Origin of the sequence: Acinetobacter sp. IK23, from assembly GCF_035615275.1 — a bacterium.
Taxonomy (GTDB): Bacteria; Pseudomonadota; Gammaproteobacteria; order Pseudomonadales; family Moraxellaceae; genus Acinetobacter; species Acinetobacter seifertii.
The window spans coordinates 15543-40749 of sequence record NZ_JANBNX010000020.1 but is presented as its reverse complement, the minus strand read 5'-3'; the positions used below and the strand labels follow the sequence as shown (position 1 = coordinate 40749).

General features: G+C 38.0%; 26 protein-coding genes. 13 read left to right on the top strand and 13 right to left on the bottom strand.

Annotated elements, in window-relative coordinates; translation table 11 throughout:
- Positions 1–63: 63 nt before the first annotated feature.
- From rfbA to tviB, 4 genes are read right to left on the bottom strand one after another with little or no spacing between them, the layout of a single operon-like run.
- Positions 64–954, bottom strand: coding sequence for a glucose-1-phosphate thymidylyltransferase RfbA (rfbA, locus tag MSG95_RS13425; RefSeq protein WP_049590776.1), 891 nt, complete (start codon positions 952–954; stop codon positions 64–66).
- Positions 951–1859: a dTDP-4-dehydrorhamnose reductase gene (gene rfbD, locus MSG95_RS13420; protein WP_077165100.1), complete on the bottom strand. Its 909-nt coding sequence runs from the start codon at positions 1857–1859 to the stop codon at positions 951–953. The genes rfbA and rfbD overlap by 4 nt, the downstream gene beginning before the upstream one ends.
- A gap of 16 nt (positions 1860–1875) precedes the next feature.
- Positions 1876–2952, bottom strand: a complete 1077-nt coding sequence (rfbB, locus tag MSG95_RS13415) for a dTDP-glucose 4,6-dehydratase (RefSeq protein ID WP_077165099.1) — start codon at positions 2950–2952, stop codon at positions 1876–1878.
- A 22-nt stretch (positions 2953–2974) separates the two neighbouring features.
- Complete coding sequence (tviB, locus tag MSG95_RS13410) at positions 2975–4252, bottom strand: Vi polysaccharide biosynthesis UDP-N-acetylglucosamine C-6 dehydrogenase TviB (protein WP_324624809.1); 1278 nt, start codon at positions 4250–4252, stop codon at positions 2975–2977.
- Positions 4253–4414: 162 nt separating this feature from the next.
- Between tviB and MSG95_RS13405 the strand changes: the two genes are divergently transcribed.
- The 5 genes from MSG95_RS13405 (at position 4415) to MSG95_RS13385 (ending at position 9867) form a co-directional block, all read left to right on the top strand.
- Positions 4415–5557, top strand: coding sequence for a polysaccharide biosynthesis/export family protein (locus tag MSG95_RS13405; protein WP_171262294.1), 1143 nt, complete (start codon positions 4415–4417; stop codon positions 5555–5557).
- Between the two features lies 1 nt (position 5558).
- Complete coding sequence (locus tag MSG95_RS13400; protein ID WP_077165097.1) at positions 5559–5987, top strand: low molecular weight protein-tyrosine-phosphatase; 429 nt, start codon at positions 5559–5561, stop codon at positions 5985–5987.
- Positions 5988–6008: 21 nt separating this feature from the next.
- Entirely contained in the window at positions 6009–8204 is a 2196-nt protein-coding gene (locus tag MSG95_RS13395; protein WP_324624810.1) for a polysaccharide biosynthesis tyrosine autokinase, read from the top strand.
- A 195-nt stretch (positions 8205–8399) separates the two neighbouring features.
- Positions 8400–9122, top strand: a complete 723-nt coding sequence (locus tag MSG95_RS13390; RefSeq protein WP_077165095.1) for an FKBP-type peptidyl-prolyl cis-trans isomerase — start codon at positions 8400–8402, stop codon at positions 9120–9122.
- A 49-nt stretch (positions 9123–9171) separates the two neighbouring features.
- The gene (locus tag MSG95_RS13385) at positions 9172–9867 is read left to right on the top strand and encodes an FKBP-type peptidyl-prolyl cis-trans isomerase (RefSeq protein WP_324645082.1); all 696 of its coding nucleotides are present in this window, start codon (positions 9172–9174) and stop codon (positions 9865–9867) included.
- Positions 9868–9915: 48 nt separating this feature from the next.
- Here MSG95_RS13385 and murJ read toward each other — a convergent pair whose 3' ends face one another.
- Together murJ and ampD are read right to left on the bottom strand one after the other, a co-directional pair.
- Positions 9916–11466, bottom strand: coding sequence for a murein biosynthesis integral membrane protein MurJ (gene murJ / locus MSG95_RS13380; protein ID WP_171057788.1), 1551 nt, complete (start codon positions 11464–11466; stop codon positions 9916–9918).
- A gap of 74 nt (positions 11467–11540) precedes the next feature.
- On the bottom strand, positions 11541–12110 hold the full coding sequence (ampD, locus tag MSG95_RS13375; protein ID WP_077165093.1) for a 1,6-anhydro-N-acetylmuramyl-L-alanine amidase AmpD: 570 nt from the start codon (positions 12108–12110) through the stop codon (positions 11541–11543).
- 170 nt (positions 12111–12280) lie between these two features.
- Between ampD and nadC the strand changes: the two genes are divergently transcribed.
- The gene (gene nadC, locus MSG95_RS13370; RefSeq protein WP_077165092.1) at positions 12281–13126 is read left to right on the top strand and encodes a carboxylating nicotinate-nucleotide diphosphorylase; all 846 of its coding nucleotides are present in this window, start codon (positions 12281–12283) and stop codon (positions 13124–13126) included.
- Here nadC and MSG95_RS13365 read toward each other — a convergent pair.
- From MSG95_RS13365 to MSG95_RS13340, 6 genes are all read right to left on the bottom strand, one after another.
- The gene (locus MSG95_RS13365) at positions 13123–13290 is read right to left on the bottom strand and encodes a hypothetical protein (RefSeq protein WP_077165091.1); all 168 of its coding nucleotides are present in this window, start codon (positions 13288–13290) and stop codon (positions 13123–13125) included. The genes nadC and MSG95_RS13365 overlap by 4 nt on opposite strands.
- 405 nt (positions 13291–13695) lie before the next feature.
- On the bottom strand, positions 13696–15864 hold the full coding sequence (locus MSG95_RS13360; protein ID WP_077165090.1) for a phosphocholine-specific phospholipase C: 2169 nt from the start codon (positions 15862–15864) through the stop codon (positions 13696–13698).
- A 20-nt stretch (positions 15865–15884) separates the two neighbouring features.
- Positions 15885–16019, bottom strand: coding sequence for a hypothetical protein (locus tag MSG95_RS13355; protein ID WP_264653691.1), 135 nt, complete (start codon positions 16017–16019; stop codon positions 15885–15887).
- A gap of 133 nt (positions 16020–16152) precedes the next feature.
- A complete protein-coding gene (gene rph, locus MSG95_RS13350; protein ID WP_004706096.1) occupies positions 16153–16869 on the bottom strand; it encodes a ribonuclease PH in 717 nt (238 codons plus the stop codon).
- A 159-nt stretch (positions 16870–17028) separates the two neighbouring features.
- The gene (locus MSG95_RS13345) at positions 17029–18171 is read right to left on the bottom strand and encodes a fatty acid desaturase family protein (protein WP_077165138.1); all 1143 of its coding nucleotides are present in this window, start codon (positions 18169–18171) and stop codon (positions 17029–17031) included.
- A 30-nt stretch (positions 18172–18201) separates the two neighbouring features.
- The gene (locus MSG95_RS13340) at positions 18202–19227 is read right to left on the bottom strand and encodes a ferredoxin reductase (protein WP_123785520.1); all 1026 of its coding nucleotides are present in this window, start codon (positions 19225–19227) and stop codon (positions 18202–18204) included.
- A 173-nt stretch (positions 19228–19400) separates the two neighbouring features.
- On the opposite strand from MSG95_RS13340, the gene MSG95_RS13335 reads away from it, so the two are divergent.
- Together MSG95_RS13335 and MSG95_RS13330 are read left to right on the top strand one after the other, a co-directional pair.
- Positions 19401–20039, top strand: a complete 639-nt coding sequence (locus tag MSG95_RS13335) for a TetR family transcriptional regulator (RefSeq protein ID WP_000027533.1) — start codon at positions 19401–19403, stop codon at positions 20037–20039.
- Positions 20040–20177: 138 nt separating this feature from the next.
- Positions 20178–20825, top strand: coding sequence for a TetR/AcrR family transcriptional regulator (locus MSG95_RS13330; RefSeq protein ID WP_019457902.1), 648 nt, complete (start codon positions 20178–20180; stop codon positions 20823–20825).
- An 81-nt stretch (positions 20826–20906) separates the two neighbouring features.
- Here the strand turns inward: MSG95_RS13330 and MSG95_RS13325 are convergent, their stop codons facing one another.
- Positions 20907–21524 (bottom strand): thiol:disulfide interchange protein DsbA/DsbL, encoded by a 618-nt coding sequence (locus MSG95_RS13325; RefSeq protein WP_019457901.1) that lies wholly within the window; start codon positions 21522–21524, stop codon positions 20907–20909.
- A gap of 180 nt (positions 21525–21704) precedes the next feature.
- On the opposite strand from MSG95_RS13325, the gene ubiG reads away from it, so the two are divergent.
- The 5 genes from ubiG to MSG95_RS13300 all read left to right on the top strand — a co-directional run bounded on the left by ubiG (position 21705) and on the right by MSG95_RS13300 (position 25101).
- Positions 21705–22418, top strand: coding sequence for a bifunctional 2-polyprenyl-6-hydroxyphenol methylase/3-demethylubiquinol 3-O-methyltransferase UbiG (gene ubiG, locus MSG95_RS13320; protein WP_019457900.1), 714 nt, complete (start codon positions 21705–21707; stop codon positions 22416–22418).
- Positions 22415–23116: an HAD family hydrolase gene (locus MSG95_RS13315; protein ID WP_077165087.1), complete on the top strand. Its 702-nt coding sequence runs from the start codon at positions 22415–22417 to the stop codon at positions 23114–23116. The genes ubiG and MSG95_RS13315 overlap by 4 nt, the downstream gene beginning before the upstream one ends.
- 65 nt (positions 23117–23181) lie before the next feature.
- A complete protein-coding gene (locus MSG95_RS13310) occupies positions 23182–23928 on the top strand; it encodes a YciK family oxidoreductase (protein WP_019457898.1) in 747 nt (248 codons plus the stop codon).
- 217 nt (positions 23929–24145) lie between these two features.
- Entirely contained in the window at positions 24146–24547 is a 402-nt protein-coding gene (locus MSG95_RS13305) for an RcnB family protein (RefSeq protein WP_039250170.1), read from the top strand.
- Positions 24548–24771: 224 nt separating this feature from the next.
- On the top strand, positions 24772–25101 hold the full coding sequence (locus tag MSG95_RS13300; protein ID WP_077165085.1) for an RcnB family protein: 330 nt from the start codon (positions 24772–24774) through the stop codon (positions 25099–25101).
- Positions 25102–25207 lie beyond the last annotated feature (106 nt).

Below are 25207 nucleotides of genomic sequence, written 5' to 3'. Positions count from 1 at the left end.
TGACGTCCAGTATACCTTGATATAAGAAGCATCATGTAGATATACATAATGCCCTGATTACACTTATTTTGAATGTTCTTGATGCAATTTTAACAAGTACTGACCATATCCAGTTTTCTTAAAAAATTCACCACGTGCTTTAAGTTGGTTTAAATCGATCCAGCCATTGTTAAAAGAAATCTCTTCTAAACTAGCAACTTTTAAACCCTGACGATGCTCAATGGTTTGTACAAACTGACTGGCTTCAATCAGTGAATCATGTGTACCAGTATCTAGCCATGCAAAACCTCGACCAAGTACTTCTACATTTAGTGCTTGTTGCTGTAAATAAATATTATTTACGTCGGTAATTTCAAGCTCTCCGCGATGTGATGGTTTAATATTTTTGGCAATTTCAACCACTGAATTGTCATAAAAATACAAGCCAGTCACTGCATAATTCGATTTTGGCTGTTCTGGTTTTTCTTCAATACTTAAAGCTTTACCCGATACATCAAAATCGACGACACCAAAACGCTCAGGATCATTTACATAGTAGCCAAATACAGTCGCGCCGTTATTTTGCGCAGCAGCACGCTTCAATTGTTCACTAAAATGCTGACCGTAGAAGATATTGTCACCCAAGATCAGAGTGACATTATCTTGACCAATAAATTCTTCTCCCAAAATAAAGGCTTGTGCAAGCCCATCAGGAGATGGCTGAACTTTGTAAGAGAGTTTGATTCCAAGTTCCTCACCAGTACCTAAAAGTTTTTCAAAATTTGGCAAGTCTTCAGGAGTAGAAATAATTAAAATTTCATTGATTCCCGCCAACATCAACACAGACAATGGATAATAAATCATTGGCTTATCATAAATTGGCAATAATTGTTTTGATGTACCCATTGTGATTGGGTATAAACGAGTTCCTGAACCGCCAGCAAGAATAATACCTTTACGTTTTACTTGGCTCATTGAATAATTTCCTCTAAAACTTGTCCTACACCTAGCTTCCAATTCGGTAGGTGTATTTTAAAATTTGCTTGTAGTTTATTTGTATTTAAACGGGAATTTAAAGGTCGTTTAGCTGGAGTAGGATATGCAGTCGTTTCAATTGCATTTACTTTTTGAATTGCTAAAGATTGTCCTTTTTGTTTAGCTAACTCAAATACAAATTGTGCATAGTCGAACCACGAGCATTCACCAGCAGCAGCCAAATGATAATGCCCTAATAAATCTTTTTGTTGCTGAGCACCCATTAATGAATAATACTTTAGTGCATGTGCTGTTACATCCGCAATAAGAGCCGCCCCTGTCGGCGCACCAATCTGGTCATGAATAATACTTAGCTCTTCACGATTTGAAGCTAATTTCAACATCGTTTTTATAAAATTATTACCATGCGAAGCATAAACCCAGCATGTTCTGAAGTTAATAAAAGCACAGCCACTTTGCTCAAGTGCAATTTCACCAAGGCGCTTTGTATTTCCATACAAATTTACTGGATCCGTTAAGTCACTCTCAGACCATGCTTTTGTTCCTTCACCATTAAAAACATAATCGGTTGAATAGTGAACGAGTAAAATATGATGAGTCTGACAAAGTTCAGCTAGATTTTTAACAGCGAGATGATTTATTAAATCAGCGTTTTCTTGATCTGATTCAGCTTTATCAACCGCGGTATAAGCGGCAGCATTTACAATTATATCTGGCTGAACTTTTTCAATAGTTTGTTTAATTTGATCAAAATTAGCCAAATCACCACTTAAACCATCTAAACTTATAGAACGGTCAAGCGCTGTCACCTCGCCAAGTGGTTGTAGAGCGCGTTGTAACTCCCAACCAACTTGTCCATTTTTTCCGAGCAATAATATTTTCATGGTTATCACTCAAAATTTAGGCTTTTTTTGCCTGATATTGTTGTTGTACCCAGTTTTTGTATTCACCGCTTTGTACGTTTTCAACCCATTCTTGGTTGTTCAAGTACCATTCAACAGTTTTACGAAGACCTGTTTCAAAACTTTCTTCTGGCACCCACCCTAGATCTTCTTTAATTTTCGTTGCATCAATTGCATAACGTAGATCATGACCAGGACGATCTTTGACATACGTAATTAAATCAACATAATGGGCCACGCCTTCAGGTTTATTTGGCGCAAGTTCCTCAAGTAACTGGCAAATTGATTTTACGACATCAATATTTTTTTGTTCGTTATGACCACCAATATTATAAGTTTCACCTACTTTGGCTTCAGTAACAACTTTATAAAGTGCACGTGCATGATCTTCAACATATAACCAATCACGAATTTGATCACCTTTACCATAAATTGGTAAAGCTTTCCCTTTTAATGCATTTAATATCACTAGGGGAATTAATTTTTCTGGGAAGTGATATGGGCCATAGTTATTAGAACAATTTGTAATTACTACTGGTAAACCATAAGTACGATTCCAAGCACGTACTAAATGATCTGAGCTTGCCTTACTTGCAGAATATGGAGAACTTGGCGCATAAGATGTCGTTTCATGAAATAAATCATCAGTTCCCTCAAGATCACCATATACTTCATCGGTTGAAATATGATGAAAACGGAATGCTGTTTTTTTATCGTCACTTAAATTATTCCAATAATGACGTGCGGCTTCTAATAATTGATATGTTCCGATAATATTGGTTTCAATAAATGCAGCAGACCCCGTAATTGATCGATCAACGTGTGATTCTGCAGCTAAATGCATAACTAAGTCTGGCTGAAAATCTTTAAATAAAACATCCAATGCTTTACGGTCGCAGATATCAGTTTGAGAAAATTGATATCTTGAATTTTGGTCAACCTCTTTAAGTGATTCTAAATTTCCTGCATATGTCAATTTATCAACATTAAGAACATCATTATTAGTATTTTTGATAATGTGACGAACAACAGCAGAACCAATAAAACCTGCTCCACCTGTAACTAAAATTTTCATAAAATTCCTATGTTAGTAATCTTTACAGCCGAATATCACTTTGTTCTTTGTTTAAAACATATTTTAAATCATATAAAACATGTTCTCCTTTGCCTAAGGAAACAAGTTCCTGTGCAGACATTTGTTTAAACTGGTCATGTGCAACCGCTATTATAATCGCGTCATACCGACCTTGTTTTAATTCCATAATTGGAGCTAAGCCATACTCTGCTTCAACCTCCGCACTATCTACCCAAGGATCATAGATATCAAGATCTAAATCGTATTCTTTTAGTGCTTTTACCATATCTACAATTTTGGTATTTCGTATATCGGGACAATTTTCTTTAAAGCTTAAACCTAAAATTAATATACGTGCCCCTACAACTTGGATACGTTTCTTTACCATTTCTTTGATCAATTGAGTTGCAACATATTCTCCCATACGGTCATTTAAACGACGAGCTGCTAAAATGATTTCAGGATGCAAACCAATCGACTCGGCTTTATGTGTTAAGTAGTAAGGGTCAACACCAATACAATGCCCACCAACCAAACCTGGTCTAAAATTTAAAAAATTCCACTTTGTACCCGCTGCTTTAAGCACATCCTCTGTATCAATACCCATTTTATTAAAAATAAGAGCCAATTCATTGATCAATGCAATATTGACATCTCTTTGTGTATTTTCAATGACTTTTGCAGCTTCAGCAACTTTAATAGTCGGCGCTTTATGTGTTCCTGCTTCAATGATTAAGTTATAAACTTGATCAATATAATCAGCTACCAACGGTGTTGAACCTGATGTAATTTTTAAAATATTAGTGACACGTCGTTGTTTATCGCCAGGATTAATACGCTCAGGGCTATAACCTACAAAAAAATCTTGATTGAACTTTAAACCTGAATATTTTTCTAATTCAGGTATACATACCTCTTGTGTCGCACCTGGATAAACCGTTGACTCATAAACAACGATATCGCCTTTTTTTAAAACCTTCGCAATACTTTGAGATGCTTTTATAAGAGGGGTCAAATCTGGTTGTTTAAAATCGTCAATTGGTGTTGGTACCGTGACAATAAAGAAGTTTGAATTCTGTAAATCTTCAATATTTGCTGTATACGACAAATGCTGTACGTATTTCAACTCATCTGAGGTTACTTCTAATGTATGGTCATGTCCGTTTTTTAACTCCAATATCCGATTTTCATTTATATCAAATCCGATTGTAGGTTTATATTTACCAAATTCAACTGCTAAAGGTAATCCAACATACCCTAAGCCGATAATTGCTATTTTTAGTTGCTCAAGTTGAAACATATATAAAACCTAACCATTTAATTTTAAATGGGGAAACATCATGGACACGACCTACTACGTTAATATAGCAGACTTTAAACAAAATTTTCTCGAAATATACAATCACTGCTTGGCAAATAAAGTATGATTTGGGTTAATTATAGACTACAATCCAATGTCTTCATGCAAAGTATCATTGGATTACAAACAATAAAGGGTTTGAATGTGAAGCATCAAAGCACATTATTATTTTTAGCCATTTCACTTTCGTTTACAGGATGTGCAGTCACCTCAGGCTTACAAACTTATGACTTACCTGAACAAGGTGCTTTTAAAACAGAACAAGGAGCAGAAGTTTCTGTTGTTCAACTCACCCAAAACAATATTCCAAAAATTAGTTCCGAGGCTTTGCGTCCACAAGGAAATATAAGCGCCTTATTTAATACTCCTTTTTATCAATACCGCTTAAGTGCTGGGGATGTTTTATCTATTCAGCTTTGGGCTTATCCTGAAATTACTCCTCCTATTCAAGGTGCCTCTACCGATATTAAAGCATTTGGATACCCTATTGATTCTGCAGGAAATGTACAGTTACCACTTGTAGGACAAGTTCATATTGCAGGGAAAACACTGGCTGAGACCAATAAATATTTACGAAGTCAATTTGCTAAGTATTTAAAAACACCTGATGTTGTAGTTCGAGTCTTGTCATACCAAGCTAAACGCTATTTTGTTAATGGTCAGGTTATGAAAAGTGGACAATACACTTTAGATGATCAACCTATCAGTATCTATACAGCCCTCAGTATGGCAGGTGGTGTAAATCAAGAGTCTGGTGATAATACTGATATTCAACTCATTCGTAATGGCGAAGTTTATAATTTAAATGTCGTTGCACTTGAGAAACAAGGTTATTCACTACACAAATTACTAGTCCAACCCAATGATACGATTTATGTAAATACTAAACAAAATCAAAAACTCTATGTTATGGGTGAGTCTAATAAAAATTCAGCAATTCCATTACGAGATCAAGGTATGACCTTGAGTGATGTATTGGGCGAGAGTGAAGGTGTTAATCCATACTCGGCAAGTGCAGCTCGTATTTATGTCATGCGTACAGATTTACAAACAAAAAGATCAACAATCTATCAGCTCAATTTGAGTAGTATTGGTAACCTTGCATTATCTAATCAATTCCAAATGCAAAAAAATGACATCGTTTATATTGATGCGACTGGTTTAACACGCTGGCAGCGTATCATGAACCAGATTGTACCGTTCTCAAGTGCACTTTATACCTTTGATCAATTAGGTAAAAACTAGCATGCAGTTACAAAATATCTTAGTGGTCTGTGTTGGTAATATTTGCCGCAGCCCAATGGCAGAGTACTTTTTAAAGGCCCAGCATCCTAGATTAAATATCTCATCTGCTGGTATTTCAGCCCTAGTAGGTCATAATGCAGATGACAAAGCGATTCACTGTATGGATCAGTTGAATATTGATATGAGACCACACGTGGCTCGTCAGCTCAGCGCTGAATTAATCAAACAAAATGATTTAATTTTAGTCATGAGTAATAATCAGCAAAAGCATATTGAACAAACTTGGCCATTTGCTAAGGGTAAAATTTTTAGGCTTGGCCATTGGCAAGGGCAAAATATACCTGACCCCTATCAGCATGACCAAGCTTTTTTTGATCAGACTTGCCGCAACATTCAAAGCTATGTGCAAGATTGGCGCACTCAATTATAATTGTATATTAGTTGTAAATTTATGAACCAAAACTCTAAAACTAGCGAAGATAGCATCGATTTAAAAGAGTTATTCTTTTCATTGATTGCACAGTGGAAAATCATAGCGTGCTGCGTGGTCTTAAGTTTAATTTGTGCCTTGCTATACTTACGGATAACGCCAGATACTTATTCTGTAGATGCTATGGTACAAGTTGAGGACAGTAAAGGCGCTGCCTCTGCTGCTTTGCTTGGTGACCTTTCTAAAGTCAGTGGAGGTCTATCTCAAAAATCACCAGCTGATCCAGAAATAGAGATTCTTCGTTCTAGAATGGTTTTAGGACAAGTCATCCGGAACCTTAATCTTGATATTAACGTCAAAGATAATCAATCAGGATTGATCGATAAGTTAATTTCACAAGATAAGAGTAGACTTGATTATCGTCATGAATCTGTACTGTACATTAATCAAAATAATAATTTGATTATACGAGAACTTAAAGTACCTGAATATTATTTAGATAAACCCTTAAAGTTAGAGTTCAAAGGTGCAAATCAATTTACTCTAACCTATAAAAATCAAGTTGTATTTAATGGTCAATTAAACAAGAAAAATATACTAAATACAAATAGAGGTCTTTGGCAGGTACAACTTAATGCTCAAGGTAATCTGAAAGAACAAAGCTATACTTTAACTAAGCTCGCTCTACCAACAGCCGTTAAAAATTTTAATGATATCTATAGTGTTGCTGAAAAAGGTAAAATGACCGGTGTTATTGGTTTAAATTATCTAGGCCAAGATCCTGAGCACATTACACAAGTACTTAATAATGTTTTAAATGTTTATCATGAACAAAATATTGAGAGAAAGTCGTTAGAAACAAAACAGACTTTAGCTTTCCTTGAAAAACAGTTACCAGAGCTTCGAAAGCAGTTGGAAGATTCTGAGATTAAGTTTAATCAGTTCCGTGAAAAGTATAAAACGGTAGATGTGAATGCTGAATCTGAATTATTACTAAAACAGAATATTGATCTTGAAAAACTTAAGATCGAGTTAGAACAGAAGCAAGCAGAGCTTTCTGCTAAGTACACCAATGATCATCCATTAATCCGCCAAATTGATGCACAAATTACAGAGATTAATAAAAAGATTGCTGATCTTAATAATCGTTTAACTCAACTTCCTGAGACCCAACGTTTATATTTACAACTATATCGTGATGTAAAGGTCAATACAGAGCTATATACATCATTACTCAACTCATACCAGCAACTCAAAATCGCTAATGCGGGTGAGATTGGTAATGTTCGCATTATTGACACTGCTGTAGAACCAGTTAAACCAGTTAAACCTAAAAAACTGATTGTTCTCATACTTTCTATTTTTGTTGGTGGTTTTATCGGTGTATTAATTGCATTACTACGCAATATGATGCGTAGCGGAATTAAAGATTCTACTCAAATTGAAAATGAATTAGATCTGCCAGTTTATGCGACCGTACCTCGTTCTCCTATTCAAGAGACTCGTATGATTATTTTGAAAAAGAAAAAGAGTATTCCTATTTTAGCAGTTAAAAGTAGTGATGATATTGCAATTGAAAGCTTACGCAGTATTCGTACTGCGATTCACTTCGCTTTAACCTCAGCAAAAAATAATATTATTATGATTGCAGGTCCTTCACCAGAAGTAGGTAAATCATTCATTTCGACCAACTTGGCCACTATTTTTGCCCAAGGTAATAAACGCGTATTGCTTATTGATGCTGATATGCGCCGTGGTTATATGCATAAATACTTCGATGTTGATGTAAAACCTGGTCTTTCTGAATTACTAAGTGGGCAAGCTGACTTGACACAAGTTTTACATAAAACGCAAGTTGGAAATCTTGATGTCATTACTCGTGGTAAGAGTCCAACCAACCCTTCAGAAATGTTGAGTTCTACACAGTTTAAAGACTTGTTAGAAAAGTTTCAGACTCAATATGACCATATCATTATTGATACCCCACCAGTGCTTGCAGTAACTGACGGTATCATTATTTCTCAGTATACTGGTGTAAACTTAATTGTTGCTCGTTATGCTAAGTCTCATATGAAAGAGCTTGAATTAACAGTTAATCGTTTTGAACAAGCTGGTGTTAAAGTGAATGGCTTTATCCTTAACGATATTCAACGTTCTAGTGGCGGTGGTTATGGTTATAACTATGCCTATGCCTATAAAGCACAAAAAGAAGATTAATTAAGAGTTTTCTTAAAAAAGCCAGATCAAATGATCTGGCTTTTTTATTCGATTTTTAAGTTTCACCAAATTAAAACTAACTAAAATATATAAAAAAACCACTCGTTTTTTTTGTCAAACATTCTATGCTTAAGTCGAAGCATGCTAAGATCGAAGCAGCCTTTTAGACTCAAATGATTATTTTTGGAACCTTTTATGAGTAAAGCCTTACCCATTGCTGTCGCTGTAGTTTTAGGCGGTGCTGCACTTGTACCTGTATATTATGCAACTCAACATCCGACCACAGAAGCCGGACGTAAAGCAGACAAAAATGCTTCTCCAATTCAAAAAATCAGTTATGTTCTTGGTTATGAAGTTGCGCAACAAACTCCTCCAGAACTAGATACTAAGGCATTTGTTCAAGGGATCCATGATGCTCGTGGCAAGCAAGCAAGTGCTTATACTCAAGAAGATTTAAAAGCAGCTGTTGCAGCTTATGAAAAAGAGTTACAACAAAAAATGCAGCATCAAGATAAACCTGAACAAGCTGGCACATCTGCTGAATCTGCCGATGTACAATTCCTTGCTGAAAACAAAACAAAAGCTGGGGTAAAAACTACTGCATCAGGTTTGCAATATATCATTACTAAAGAAGGTACTGGTAAGCAGCCAACAGCACAGTCTGTTGTTAAAGTTCATTATGAAGGTCGCTTAATTAACGGTCAGGTTTTTGATAGTTCTTATAAACGTGGTCAACCTATCGAGTTCCCTCTTAATCAGGTGATTCCAGGATGGACTGAAGGTCTTCAACTTATGAAAGAAGGCGGAAAAGCGACTTTCTTTATTCCATCAAACCTTGCATATGGTCCACAAGAAGTTCCAGGGATCCCAGCAAACAGTACACTGATTTTTGATGTAGAACTCATTTCAGTGAAATAATAACAATCCAGGAGAGTAATTATACTCTCCTGTTTTTTTGGAAAATGGCATGAAAAAAATTAGTTTGGTTATTGCAGCTTCAACAATGAGCTTATCTGTTCTTGCTGCCACGCCGATAACAAATAAAAGCCCAGCAAAAGATCAGTTTAGCTATAGTTATGGCTATTTAATGGGACGTAATAATACTGATGCATTAACAGATTTAAATCTTGATATCTTTTATCAAGGTCTTCAAGAAGGTGCTCAGAACAAGTCAGCACGCCTCACTGATGAAGAAATGGCGAAAGCGATTAATGAGTATAAAAAAACTTTAGAAGCTAAACAGCTTGTTGAATTTCAAAAGCAAGGACAACAAAATACCCAAGCTGGGGCTGCTTTTCTGGCGGAAAATGCTAAGAAATCTGGTGTGATTGCAACAAAATCAGGTTTGCAATATCAAGTTTTAAAAGAAGGTTCTGGTAAAACACCTAAAGCGACTTCTCGTGTAAAAGTGAACTATGAAGGCCGTTTACTCGACGGAACTGTCTTTGACAGTTCAATTGCACGTAATCACCCTGTCGATTTCCAGTTGAATCAGGTGATTACAGGCTGGACAGAAGGCTTACAAACGATGAAAGAAGGCGGTAAAACCCGTTTCTTTATTCCAGCTAAACTTGCTTATGGTGAAGTAGGCGCTGGTGATAGTATTGGTCCAAATAGTACTTTAATTTTTGATATTGAATTGCTACAAGTTTTGCCAAAATAAGTTTTTTAAGATCAAAAAAAGCGATCATTTAAGATCGCTTTTTTTATTTTAATGTTTTAAATCTCTTGGTCTAAAACCTGTAATCAGTAAGCCCATTAAGTAAGCGATTACACCTACTACGCATAGGCCTGCGACCTCAGCAATACGGATCCATTGAGAAAGTTCACCATTATACCAATTTAACCCAAACCAAAGCACTGCAATCATAGCAAGGTTTGCTAAACCATATTGAAGAGCTAGTTTTTTCCAATGTGAGCCAAATCGGAAAATATTACGCTTATGTAGATAGAAGTAGAGCAAACCGGCATTTACCAAAGCTGAGCCAGAAGATGCTAGTGCAAGCGCCATATGCTCAGCATGCCAATTGATTAGTTTAAAGAATCCAATAAATACAACGTTTAAAATGGCATTTGCGGCAACTGACATTAAACCTACACGTACTGGTGTTTTAGTATCTTGCTGCGCGTAGAAGCCTGGTGCAAACACCTTAATGAGCATAAAAGAAATTACACCAGCACTCATACATTGCAATGCAAGTGCTGTCATTTGAGTATCACGTAGGTCAAACTCGCCGCGTTGGAATAAAGCCTGAATAATCGGTGTAGAAAGCATAAATAAGGCGATACTTGCTGGCAAACCAACCAACACAATAACTCTTGCTGCCCAGTCGATCATGCCGCGGAACTTTTCCTGATCTTGCTCAGCATGACGTGCTGAAAGCGAAGGTAAAATCACTGTACCAATGGCAACACCGATTAAACCTAAAGGTAGCTCAGTCATACGCTCTGCACTGTAGAGCCAAGATACCGAACCGTCTTGCATAAAAGAGGCCCAAATCGTATTTAACAATAGGTTAATCTGAGTCACAGACACACCAAATAATGCTGGAAGCATTAATTTTAAAATACGCTCTACACCCTCGTGTTTAAAATCAACTTTGGGTGGAATTAGTAGATTTTTACGCCATAACTCAGGAATTTGTATGGCTAACTGTAAAATACCTGCTGCGACAACAGACCATCCTAATGCTTTAATAGGCTCAGCCATATACGGCGTAAGCCACCATGCACCTGCGATCATTGCGACATTAAGCAATACAGGTGAAAAAGCAGGGGAAGCAAAAGAACCATAACTGTTTAAGATACTGCTGGCAAAAGCAGTCAGTGACATAAACATTAAATATGGAATAGTCAGACGGAACATGCTGACCGCTAAATCGAATTTTTCAGGGTCATTATGGAAACCTGGCGCATACATATAGATGATTGCTGGTGCCAAAACCATAGCCACGAAAGTGAGTAAAGTCATGACCATAAGCAAACAACCAAATACCCGACTAATCAGGATTTGAACTTCAGCATGTAATCGACCTGTTTTATATTCGGTTAGTACCGGAATAAAAGCTTGCGAGAAAGCTCCTTCTGCAAATAACCTTCGAAAGAAGTTGGGAATACGAAAAGCAACGACAAAGGTATCGAAATCTTTACCCGCACCAAACACGTTGAGCAGTACAACATCTCGTACTAAACCCAATACCCGTGACAACATCGTCATTGCACTGACAATAAAAGTCGATCGCCATAATGCCATCGTACTCACCTACAGCTATATATTCGAAAGTCGCTATTGTAATGAAACTAGAAAATCTTTTCGTTGTGAAATGATGAATGAACTCAAGTTTTTTTCTGTGCTAACAGTTGTCTAAAGTGCTGCCATTTAAAATAAGGTCCCGGATCGGTTTTTCGGCCCGGTGCAATATCTGAATGTCCTGCAATATGGTTTTTAATTTCTGGATAAGCTTGGCGAATAGCGGTAACCACATCAGTTAGTACACTGTACTGTACTTCGTCAAAAGGCAAGTCATCACTTCCTTCAAGTTCAATACCAATTGAATAATCATTGCACTCAACTTTAGCTAAATAACTCGAACGCCCTGCATGCCATGCCCGATCATTAAAGTTAACAAACTGTAGGATTTCACCTGTTCGTAAAATTAACAGATGCGTAGAGACTTGCATCCCCTCAATGGTCTGAAAATAAGGATGAACTGACCAATCTAACTTGTTTTGAAAAAACTGCTCAATATACCCACCTCCAAATTGAGATGGCGGCAAGCTAATATTATGAACCACAATCATTTGAATTTCGGTACCAGTCGGACGCTGGTTAAAATTTGGAGAAGGAACTTGTCTCGCCCCTTTTAATTGTCCATCTATAACTTCATACGGTGTGATTTTCTTCATTGAAGTGCCAATAAATTGCTTGCCATTGTTTTAGTTTAAAACAGTTATGTGCTTTTCAAAGTAGTCAGCACGATTGTTTATCGCGATTAAACACATAAAACAGCTTATTTTTAAAGTCGACGGTGCTAATATATCGCAAGTTTTAGGGTCATCGACAAAATGGAAACCGTATGAGCATACCTCAGTCTTTGCTTGAACAGTCAATTCAAATCAATATTCAACAAGCATTACAAGAAGATATTGGGGACGGTGACATTACCGCTATGCTCACGCCTGAAGATGAACAGGCAACCGCGACCATCATTAGCCGTGAAGATATGGTTTTAGCTGGACAGCCGTGGGTAAATGCACTCATCTCAGCTTATGACAATACTGTACAGGTAACTTGGTTAAAACAAGAAGGTGACCGTGTTGCTGCAAATGAAGCCTTTTTAAAGCTTGCTGGTTCTGCACGTAGCTTACTGACGGTAGAGCGCCCTGCTTTAAACTTTATTCAAACTTTGTCTGCTGTTGCAACAAAAACTGCTGAATATGTTCAGCATCTTGAAGGTTTAAATACAAAACTTCTCGATACACGTAAAACTTTACCGGGTTTACGTATTGCACAAAAATACGCAGTAACCGTCGGCGGCGGACAAAATCACCGCCTCGGTTTATTTGATGCATTCTTAATTAAAGAAAATCATATTATGGCAGCGGGCGGTATTGCCCAAGCGATAGCAAAAGCACACCAAATTGCACTAGGCAAACCAGTTGAAGTCGAAGTTGAAACTTGGGATGAGCTCAACCAAGCACTTGAGGCTGGTGCGGACATTGTCATGCTAGACAACTTCAGCCAACAACAAATGATTGATGCCGTAAAACATGTGGCTGGACGTTGTAAACTCGAAGCTTCGGGCAATATCACTATTGAAAACTTACGCGAAGTAGCGACTACTGGTGTCGACTATATTTCTATGGGCGTATTGACTAAAGACGTCAAAGCCGTTGATTTATCAATGCGTTTTAATGCTTAAATAAAATCAGCATCATTATTGGTATTTTTTTGCGACTTAGTCATGTCTGCTGCTTGTGTTTTTTGCCATGCTGACTGAGTCGCTTGTCCCCCACTATCCCGTGGATCGGCAGCCATTAAAACAAAAGTAACTACTGCTAATAATACAATAAAACCTTGTAGCATAAATTTTCCCCATCACTTTTAAAAATTTAGGGTTTCAAGGTAAAAGATAAATATGACTAGGCTTAGGAGATTCTGTTACAAAAGGTAAACCTTTATTTTTATTATTCATCTACATAATAAGATATTACTTCCCTTCATTTATATTTCCCAACATTAGATTGTGCGAGATGTCATCTACAACCTGCCCAAAATCTATAAATATATTGTTTTTGCAATAAATCAGATATATGCAGGAAGAGAACAGGTTTTGTAGATGACAAATGCATTTGGTTACTTTGGGCGAAACCAAAGTAACGAATTAGCTACTTCCACTGGATGAATAAATGATAAGACTCCGTCGTGCTAGCTAATTTAAAATATGATTAACTTAAGACTTCATCTTAATCATTCATCCATTAGAGCAACTTAAGACTCTAAATAACCCATATATGGGTCAGAAATCGAATCTTCTTGAGTTTCTATACGTCCTGCAAAACGGCGGCTAAAAGTAGCATCATCCGCTAATGTCACCGTAAAGTCATACCAACCACCAAATTCAGACATATCCCAAACTAATTCTTTTTCAGAACTATTCGTTTCAATCGTCCATGTCTTATTTGGAAGATAAGCATTTGCTTTGACGTTAAGCTTGACTGACTTATTACCATCGTGACGAACCTTTAAATATAAATTCGCATCACACTCTTCCACACAGACTCTAATTTCTGGTAGTGCTTGAGTTTGATTGATTTGGATCAAATTACCTTTAAACGCGCGGTGGAAACCATTTGGACCAAGTACCCATAAATCGTACTGTCCATTTATAGTATTCCACACATCATCAAGCTGTTTACCTGCCTCAACCATATAGCGACGAGGAGCTACTGTAAGATCTAATCGATTATAGACATGGAAAACGGCTGCTTGTTTACCCGTATTAGAGAACATCAATTTAACTGTTTTTTGAGTGGCATCAACTTTGGCACTGGTGTGCAAAATATATGGCAAAGCACATGATGGTCGAATCCCCATTTCCTGCTGAGGAAATTGCTGCTGGCTCGGTACAGGAACTTGTGGCAATAAAGCTTGAGCAACACGAATCGCATCGGCTTCGGCTTTGGTTTTCTTGCCATCTAGTTCAGCAACAGGCAAAAGGTTCGGTGTTTTAAAATTAAATGCTGTCGTTAAATCACCACATACGGCGCGGCGGTATGGGCTAATATTCGGCTCTTGTACACCAAAGCGTTTTTCTAAAAACTGTAAAATAGAAGTATGGTCAAAGACTTGAGAGTTTACCCAGCCACCACGGCTCCACGGTGAAATCACATACATCGGAACGCGTACACCTGGCCCATACACTCGACCATCTGGCTTAGGTTGAGATTTTGAAGTCGCTACCGCCGGATGATTAAAGTATTCATAAGATACTTGCTGATCGGTTAAAGTTGTTTTTCCATATACAACGCCATTTATATCTTTAAATGGTGCACTCGGTGAAGGAACATGGTCGAAGAAACCATCATTTTCATCGAAGTTCACCAATAAAACCGTTTGACTCCACACTTGAGGGTTTTCAGTTAAAGCATTTAATACTTCTTGCATATACCAAGCACCCTGTACAGGACTTGATGGTCCCGGATGCTCACTGTAGGTCGCTGGAGCAACTAACCAACTCACTTGCGGTAATTTACCTTGAGCAATATCAGCTTTAAAAGTTCCTAAGAAACCACCATCCGGCATGGTATTGGCAATACCTTTATAAAGTGGCTGTGTTGCATCGATTTTTTCATCGTATGCTGGGCATGTTGGGGTGTCATTACTGACAGGTTGACCAGATTGCTCGTTAGCACGGCGATATTGCTTGAAACCAGCTAAAGGGTTATCGGTAAAGTTATCTGGCATGTTTTGATAAACTTTCCATGTCACGCCAGCCTGCTGTAAACGCTCAGGATACGTCGTCCATTCATAACCATCTGTTGATGATCCAATCCCATCAAATTCGTTGACCACACTGGCTACACCTGCACCTGTAGGACCATTCGTTCCAGTCCAGATAAACTTACGGTTCGGGTTAGTCCCTGCATGCATAGCGCAGTGGTAGGCATCACAAATGGTAAAAGCGTTGGCTAAAGCAAATTGATATTCAACTTCTTGCTTTTTATAGTAGCCCATAGATTGCGGCTTTTTATAAGCAACCCAATCACTCATTCGGCCATTGTCCCAAGCAGCTTGGCCATCTGACCATGAGTGAGGCGTTCCTGAAACACGCTGAGCATTTCCTAAACGACTATCTAAATGGTAAGGCAATACTTTATTTTTCTTGGCATCGTATTGCTCCCAGACCTTACGATTTTCTGTCATTGGAATGGTAAAGCGGTCACCAAAACCACGTACACCTTTTAATGTTCCGAAATAATTATCAAAAGAACGGTTTTCCTGAGTCAAAATCACGATATGTTTAACATCTTGAATAGTTCCACTTTCAACTTTGGCATCGATAGCCAGCGCTTTTTGAATACTTAGCGGGAAACTTGCTAGAGCAGCGGTCCCAAACATAGTTTTTGTAGAATTTAAAAGAAATTCGCGACGATTCATTTTTTCATCCTTAATTTTTATTATGGTGCACAGTGCATTTTGCAATTACTGGTTGGCGGTGTTGTTGGCGATGAATTATCTGAGTTGTTGTCATCGTTACAAGCACTGAGCATAAGCGCTAAAGATGTAATAAATAAAAGTGAAAGTTTTCGCATCATTTTTTTCCAAACGGTTTAAATGCGAACTACTAATAAAGCGTAAAAGTGACAGACAAGTGATGTTTTTATGTCGATTTGATGAAGGCATAAAAAAACGCATCCGAAGATGCGTTTTTTAGAAAACTTAAAATTACCAGCCTAAAGCTTCTTGTTGCTTTTTAATCAGCTCGGCAATTCCTTTTTCTGCCATTTCTAACATGGCATTGCTTTGTGCACGAGTAAACGGTTTATCTTCGGCTGTACCTTGAATTTCAATAAACTCGCCAGCTTGTGTCATTACTACGTTTAAATCAGTTTGACAGTTCGAATCTTCTTCATAGCAAAGATCAAGAAGCACTTCATCTTGATACATACCTACAGAAATTGCAGCAACCAAACCTTTAAGTGGATCATGCTTAATTTTTTTCTGTGCAAGTAAAACATTCATCGCATCAACCAATGCTACAGCAGCACCAGTGATTGAAGCTGTACGTGTACCGCCATCTGCCTGAATGACATCGCAGTCGATGGTAATGGTATTTTCACCCAACTTTTTCAAATCAACCATCGCACGTAAGCTACGGCCAATGAGGCGTTGGATTTCTTGAGTACGACCAGTTTGTTTACCACGAGCAGCTTCACGGTCACAACGTGAATGTGTTGAACGCGGTAACATACCATACTCTGCTGTTACCCAGCCTTGGCCTTGGCCTTTTAAAAAGCGTGGCACTGAATTATCAATGCTTGCAGTACAAAGGACTTTGGTGTGACCAAATTCGACCAGCACAGAACCTTCAGCATAACGGGTGTAGTTTCGTGTAATTTTCACTTCACGTAATTGGTCTAATGCACGTTGGTCAATACGCATAATCCTTCCTAACTTCTCTTAAATACAAACTTGGGCATAGTATAGCAAAGGATTTTGACAGGTTGAGTTTATTCCCTACTTTGAAATGTAAGTCTGCACTTTTCATGACTTAAAAATAAAAATAGCCCCTAAAAAGGAGCTATTTTGGATTAACTGAGATTATGCAAATTTAAATTTTGCTTTTAACTTTTCTAATGTCTGCATCACTTTTCCAGTAGTTTGGTTTGGTAATGAACATTTTGCTAAACGTACCCATACACTCCAGAACTGACGCATAAAGCTCGCTTCGTTGTAGTGAATGCCATATTCTGCACAAAGTGCCTTAATCTTTGGCGCTACTTCTTTATAGCGGTTAGCTGGCATGTCCGGAAATAAATGGTGTTCAATTTGATGACTTAAGTTACCACTCATAAAGTGCATCCACTCTGTCCCACTAAAATTACTCGAACCACGAATCTGGCGTAAATACCACTCTGCCTTAGTTTCAGTGTCGGTATTATCCGGCTCAAACGTTTCTGCATCTTCAGTAAAATGACCATTAAAGATCACGGCAGATGACCACAAGTTACGAATAATATTGGCAACTACATTTCCTGCAAAAACTGGTAAAAACATAGGCCCAGAGATCACAGGGAAAAACACATAGTCTTTTAAAACTTGACGCGTTGCTTTTTTACGGACTTTAGCCGAGTCTTTCCAAACCTGTTTCCAGCTCTTGGTTTTATAAACTAATGCATCTTCAAGATGTAAGTTTTGTACACCTACATACCATTCAAAGAAAAACATTAACTGTAGACCGAGTGGAATATTGAGCAGGTGACGAGGTTCCCACTTCTGTTGATCACTTACTCGTAAAATTCCATAACCAACATCATGGTCTTTACCTACAATATTGGTATAGGTATGGTGCACATAGTTATGTGTTTCACGCCAGTCATCACCCGATGCAATGGTATCCCAATCGTAAGTATTACCGTTCAGGCTTGGTTCATTTAACCAATCAAACTGACCATGCATGACGTTATGACCAAGTTCCATGTTTTCTACAATTTTAGAAATGCCTAATAAGCCTGTTCCCAATAACCAGACAGGTGGAATCCAGCCACCAAACATCAACATGCCACGCGATGCAATTTCGGTATAGCGAACAAAATTACGCACTTTGTAGATATATTTTGCATCTTGCTCACCAAGACTTTGCATAACCTCTTGACGAATCTGCTCAACACGGCGACCAAACTCTTCAGTCTGTTCAGGTGTTAAATGAGCAGATTTAGAAACAGTAGAAAATTCTAATGCCATATTCATAGGGTTAATCCTCTTTAATTCTTTTTATAGATCAATCGTGACTGGGCTTAATGCCTGGCTCACACATAGTTTAATTGGACGGTTCGGTTGATCTTCAATTTCACCTGTTAACAGGTTTTGAGTGACCCCGCTCACTTTGGTACAACTGCATTTATTGCAGACACCCATACGGCAACCATGTTGCGGACGTAGTCCTGCTTGCTCTGCACTGCTCAGTAAATTTGTTTCAGCCAAAAACTTGTGTTGGGCACGGCGGAAAATAACAGGCTGTGCGGTATGGGTTCCCGTCACTTGAAGTGGTTGGAAATATTCTTGGTGAAGCTGAGACTGAGCACCTTTTTTGGCATAAATTTCATTTGCCTGTTGCATCATGCCGTGATGACCACACACATAAGTTGCTGTTTGCTCAAAGTCAGGAACCAGCTTCTGTAGCAGGCTTTCAGTTAAATGCTGCTTTTGCTCAGTGGTATTAAAAAAATGATACTGAAGCTGTGGGTACTGCTCTGCCAAAGCTTTTAATTCAGCATGAAAAATTTCCGCACGATTAAAATAAATCACATGAATTTGTTCAAGCTGCTGTTTCAAAGCTTGCTGCAAAAGTGAATAAATTGCAGTAATACCGCTTCCTGATGCAATTAAAATCGCGGGCTGCTGGCCTTGATGCAAAGTGAACTCACCTTGTGGCTGTGAAATTTCAACATACTCACCCACATGTAAAAGTTGAGCTGCGCGAGATACCAAGCCTTGTACTTTAATACCTAAAGCAATTTCACCTTGAGTGGTTACTTCAATAATTGAATAACTACGCTGTTGGTAAACGCCATCGATAAGTAAAGTCAGTAAAATACTTTGACCTGCACAAACCTGATCGAAATTAAAATTACGATTCGGTTTAAGCTTGATCAGCACCATATCGGTATGAAGTGGCTGAACTGCGGTAACTTCTGCAAGTACCCTTTTCCAAGCCCAAGACACATTAATTTTTTGCAAAACAAAATCAACGAAATCTTCTCGAACCCAATGTGGTTGATAGTTAAGTGTTGCGTTCATACGTTCCTCTTTTGTTTCTGGCTATTTATTTGAGTGAACACATGTTCGTATAGTGAACATATGTACACTATATTTATAAGTGTTCACTCAGTCAACACTTGTTCACTATTTTTTTTATGAAAGTTTGCTCTTTTTTGTTAGACTTTGGCTCACGGTTTAAATAGGTTCTTTTAATGTCGATACGGGATGAACGAAAACAGCAAAGTCGTCAGGCACTTCTCGATGCAGCCTTGCATTTAAGTACGTCTGGGCGTTCGTTCAGTAGTATCAGTTTGCGTGAAGTTGCACGTGAAGTTGGTTTGGTACCAACAGCGTTTTATCGCCATTTTCAAGACATGGATGAACTCGGTAAGGAACTAGTCGATCAAGTCGCGCTACATTTAAAAAGCGTTTTGCATCAACTTGGACAAAGTTATTTACAACATAAATCTGCTAAAACCCAAACCAGCATTGAGCTATTTGTGCAGGCAGTGAATCATAGCCCTAAACAATGGCAATTTATGATTGCTGAACGTTGGGGCGGTTCAGAAACGGTTCGTACAGCGATTGCTCGAGAAATCGAATTTCTGATTGAAGACCTAACAACAGATCTGACTAAACTCGAAAATTTTAAACATATTCAAAACCCTCAAGATTTAAATGTCTTATCTACCATTTTGACTAATATGTCATTTACATGGGCAATGACGTGGCTCAACCTCGCCAAACAATATCAAGGTGAACAGCTCAAGCAGCAACAAACTGCCTTTATTGAAAACGCATCTACACAAGTTCGCTTACTGTTTAGAGGGATTGCGAACTGGGAACGATAGAAGCGGCAAATGACAAAAAACAGGTTATGTGGTAATACGTAAACAGAGAAAGAAAAAGGCTCAAAATTTCGAGAAAAGTCTTTTTCTTTTTTACAGGAAGTAAATTATTCGTTAGGCCAAACTGGTGTGGGAATACCTATGAATCTTGATCGTCATACACAGTTTTTAATGCGCAAAGAAAAGATTCTGAGCGTTGCAGAAAAATTGTTACTAGAAAACAATCAGGAAATTACTCTAGATGAATTAGTGGCCGAGCTAGATATTGCAAAAGGTACGCTTTATAAGCACTTTAGAAGTAAAAATGAACTTCTACTTGAACTCATTATTCAAAATGAAAAACAAATTTTAGAAATTTCTCAAAAATATAATACCGACTTTAAAGAGTATGCACCCCGTTACATGCTGCATCATTTGCTCACACCGGGCAAAACGATTCTATTGCATCAACTTGAAGAAAATCTGACCATGACAGAGTCTAAGTTGAAACACCTCTTTGAAGAGCTTTATGAAATTCGTCAGCAACGTATTTTAGCGATTAAAGATATTACTGAAAATTATTTAAAATCATTGAACTACGATATGTCGATTCGTGATTATTTATCATATATCTGGTCACTGACTTATGGCGCATCACTGCTTCTAAACTCAACGTATTATCAGCGTTCAATTGGTTCTCGCCAAAAACTCATTAATTTATATATTAATCAGGCATTGTCGTTGCCAACACAAACCACCAATTTTGATGCACTAAATTTCCAAATCGAAGATGAAAATCATCAAAATTAATTGAATTATTTCGTGATTGTGAAAGTAATTAAATATTAAAAACGGGCTCCTAATGGAGCCCTTTTTCTAACGCAATCAAAATTATTTTGCTTTACGTTCTTTCTCAATTAAGTAGTTAAGTACTTGGGTCACTTTACCATCTTCACCCTGTACCACATATTTACCATTTACCACTACAGCAGGAACACCAGTTAATTGGTACTGTTGAGCAAGTTTATTTGACTCAGCAACTTTTGCAGTTACGGCAAATGAGTTGTAAGTACTGTTAAATTTCTCTTCAGGTACCCCATAACGCGTGAAGAATTTAGCCGCAGAAGCCTGATCAAAAATCTGCTGACCATTCACCTGAATGGCATGGAATAATGGTAAATGTGTGCGCTTACGAACACCTAATGCCTCAGATGTATAATAAGTACGTGCCCCTTGTTCCCATACTTTGTTCATAGCAGCTGGTGTACGTACAAAACGTACATCATTAGGAATTTGTTTTAACCACGTTTGCATATGTGGTTCAAGTTTAAAACAGTGTGGACAACCATACCAAAAGAACTCACGTACTTCGATTTTCCCCGGTACTTCCACTTTGCCTGGATTGGCAATCACGGTGTAGTCTTTACCAGCAACGAAATCTGCTGCCATTGCACTACCCGATACGGCCATAATTGCTGCACTCAAACCACCCAAAACCAATTTTTTCATTGCTACAGCTTTTCCTCTAAGTTGTTATGCATTAGCTTATGCTCTAAATATAAAACAAATATGCTAAATTCGTTTTGCTTCTGTGAAGTTTTTTATTGGGTTTATCGCTTTTTTCCCAATAATCGCTACACTAACGGCGAACTACATCCAAAAAGATAACTCAAGTTTAGAGGTAGCACCATGTCGCAATTGAATGTTGATTTACAAGAAATCGCAAAGTTTGAAGCACTTGCTGCCAAATGGTGGGATCAACATTCTGAATTTCGCCCACTTCATCAAATTAACCCATTACGTTTAAACTGGATTGATGAACGTGTTGGTGGTCTTGCAGGCAAAAAAGTACTTGATGTTGGCTGCGGTGGCGGTATTTTAGCTGAAAGCATGGCTCGCCGTGGTGCAGATGTACTCGGTATTGATATGGGTGAAGCACCTTTAGCTGTAGGTCGTTTACATGCTCAGCAAGACAATGTTCAAAATATTGAATATCGCCAAATTCCAGTTGAAGAATTGGCTCAAGAGCAAGCAGGTCAATACGATGTGGTCACTTGTATGGAAATGATGGAACATGTTCCTGATCCAGCATCTATTGTTAAAGCATGTCAGGCTTTAGTGAAGCCAGGTGGTCATGTGTTTTTCTCGACCATTAACCGTAACCCAAAGTCATATTTATTTGCGATTATTGGTGCTGAATACGTATTACGCATGCTTCCAAAAGGTACGCATGATTATCACAAGTTTATTCGCCCTTCAGAAATGGCACATGACATTCGTAATGCAGGCTTAACTTTAAAAGAAATGACAGGCTTGCACTACAACCCGCTTACCAAGCATTACTGGTTAGCGCCAAATGTTGATGTTAACTATATGGTTCATACAGTAAATACAGGTGCATGATGAAAGCTGTTTTATTTGATTTAGACGGCACTCTCATCGACACGGCTGCCGATTTTATTCGTATTATTCAACAAATGTGCCGTGATGCAAGACGCCCTGTTGTAGAAGCCGATCTTATTCGTACTCAGGTTTCTGAGGGCGCACGTGCAATGGTCAAATTAGTCTATCCAGAACTGGATGTAGCCAATCCAATTTTCTTGGCGCATCGACAAAACTTTTTAGATATTTATGGCAATAATATTGTCGTCGATACAGACCTGTTTGAAGGCATGTATCCACTTTTAGAAGAGTTAGAAGCTCAGCAAATTCCGTGGGGTATTGTGACCAATAAACCACGTGGTTTAAGTGAGTCATTGTTAGATAAATTAAATCTGACTGAACGCTGTGCAGTTCTAGTGTGTCCAGAAGACGTTTCTAAAACCAAGCCAGACCCTGAACCAATGTATTTGGCTGCAAAGCAGTTAAATATACCAGCAAATGAAATTATTTATGTGGGTGATCATCCACGTGATATTGATGCTGGTCGCAATGCCGATATGTATACGATCTTGGCAGCATACGGTTATTTACCTATCGAACATCGTGATGATTTAGCCGCTTGGCAAGCCGACTCGATTGTAAATACGGTGACAGAATTACACGAGATGTTACGTCAAAAGCTTCCTGCTCTACAGGAAAATCAGCGTATGATAGGTTAACACAAGAGTTTTACAGGCTTTTTTAACAGTTATTTATATCAATATAAAAAGAAGGAGGTTTACCAATGAAATATTCAGAATATCAACCTCGTCCAGATCTTCTCAAAGATCGAATTATTTTAATCACCGGTGCAGGTGATGGAATTGGGCGAGCTGCGGCCCTCAGTTATGCTTTACACGGCGCAACTGTGGTTTTGCATGGTAGAACCTTAAATAAACTTGAAGTAATTTATGATGAAATTGAAGGTTTAGGCGCTCCTCAGCCTGCAATTTTACCATTACAACTTTCGAGTGCTTCTGATCGTGATTATGACTTTTTAGTAAATACTCTCGAAAAGCAATTTGGTCGTCTGGACGGTATTTTGCACAATGCCGGCATTTTGGGTGATCGAGTAGAACTGGCACATTATCCAACAGAAGTATGGGATGATGTAATGTCAGTAAATTTACGTGCGCCTTTTGCTCTTACTCAAGCCCTACTCCCGCTTTTACAAAAATCAGATAACGCTTCTGTGGTATTTACCAGCTCTGGCGTAGGTCGCGAAGCACGTGCACTCTGGGGCGCGTATTCAGTGTCTAAAGTCGCAATTGAAGCTGTAAGTAAAATTTTTGCAGCTGAGCATACCTATCCAAATATCCGCTTTAACTGCATTAATCCCGGTGCAACACGCACAGCAATGCGTGCAAAAGCCTATCCTGAAGAAGATCCAAAAACATTATTGACACCTGAGTCGATTATGCCGGCTTATCTTTATTTAATGGGTGAAGATAGTTTGGCGCTCAATGGACAAAGTATTGATGCTCAGGATTAAATAACTATAGATGAAAAGCTAAAATACATTACGGCCGATCATCACATCTGGCTTGGCTATACCTGAAAAGATATATACAAGCCTTTTTTATTATTGATAAAAACTCTGGATCTATCCGTAATTTTAATTGAAGCATTAAATGATCTTCACAGTTTCTCTGCATTTTACGCGTAGAGTATTCACCATGAGAGACATCAGATGTAAACGAGGATGCATCATGAAAAAGTTGTTCACTACCTTAACTCTTTGCATAACCGTACTGACTACTAGTATGGCAAGCTTTGCCGACCCTCCTTTTGATCGAGGACATGGCCCTAAAGGTGGTCCGCATGGTGAATGGAATGATCGTGGACATAAATTTGATCGGGACAATGACGATGATCGTTTCCGCGATGAACGCCGTATGCGTGAAGAACGTGGTTTTGAACGTCTAAAGCAACATCGTTGGCAACCAGGTTATGTCATGCCACAGCATTATCGCGGCAATGGCTATAAAGTCGACTACAAAGACAATAACCTGCCTAAACCAGATCGTAACCAACAATGGTATAAAATTAACAACGATTACATTTTAGTCGACAAGGATTCTAATAGTATTGTAAGCATCCGCGGTTTCTAAGTCTGATAGCTCCTCACTATCAGTCATTAAAAAGGATAAAACCAATTGGTCTTATCCTTTTTTTATTTTATATATCAATTAGATAATAAAAAATTCATATATTCTAAATTTCTTCTTATTTCATAGAAAGTTTTCACATTTATCGTTCTTAGTCTTCACGATTTATCTTTAATTATTCACTAATCTTCAATTATCGAAATTTAATTGATCATTCGAGGTTCATGATGAAAAAACTAACAACAGCAATTGTTCTTTCAGTGAGTGGTTTAATCGCAACAACAGCAATGGCTGCTCCAAATGACCATGATCGTCATGGCAATTACCCAAACCATGACGTAAAAACAGTTAAAGTGATTAAAAAAGACGACCATCGCAATGACTGGCGAGCAGGTCAAGTTGTACCCCGTGAATATCAGCACCCACGTTATGCAGTTGACTATCGCTCACACCAGAAACTAACCAAGCCAGGGCGTTTTCAAAAATGGTATAAAGTGAATGGTAACTATGTACTGGTAAATGAACAAAGCCATAAAATCATTAAAGTGATTCGTTAATTTAACAAAACATCAAACACCCAAATCTAATTTGGGTGTTTTTCTATCTAAAACATGCGACTTTAAGCTTTTTTGTTTAGAATCATCTTTATATCTTTTTGCTGTT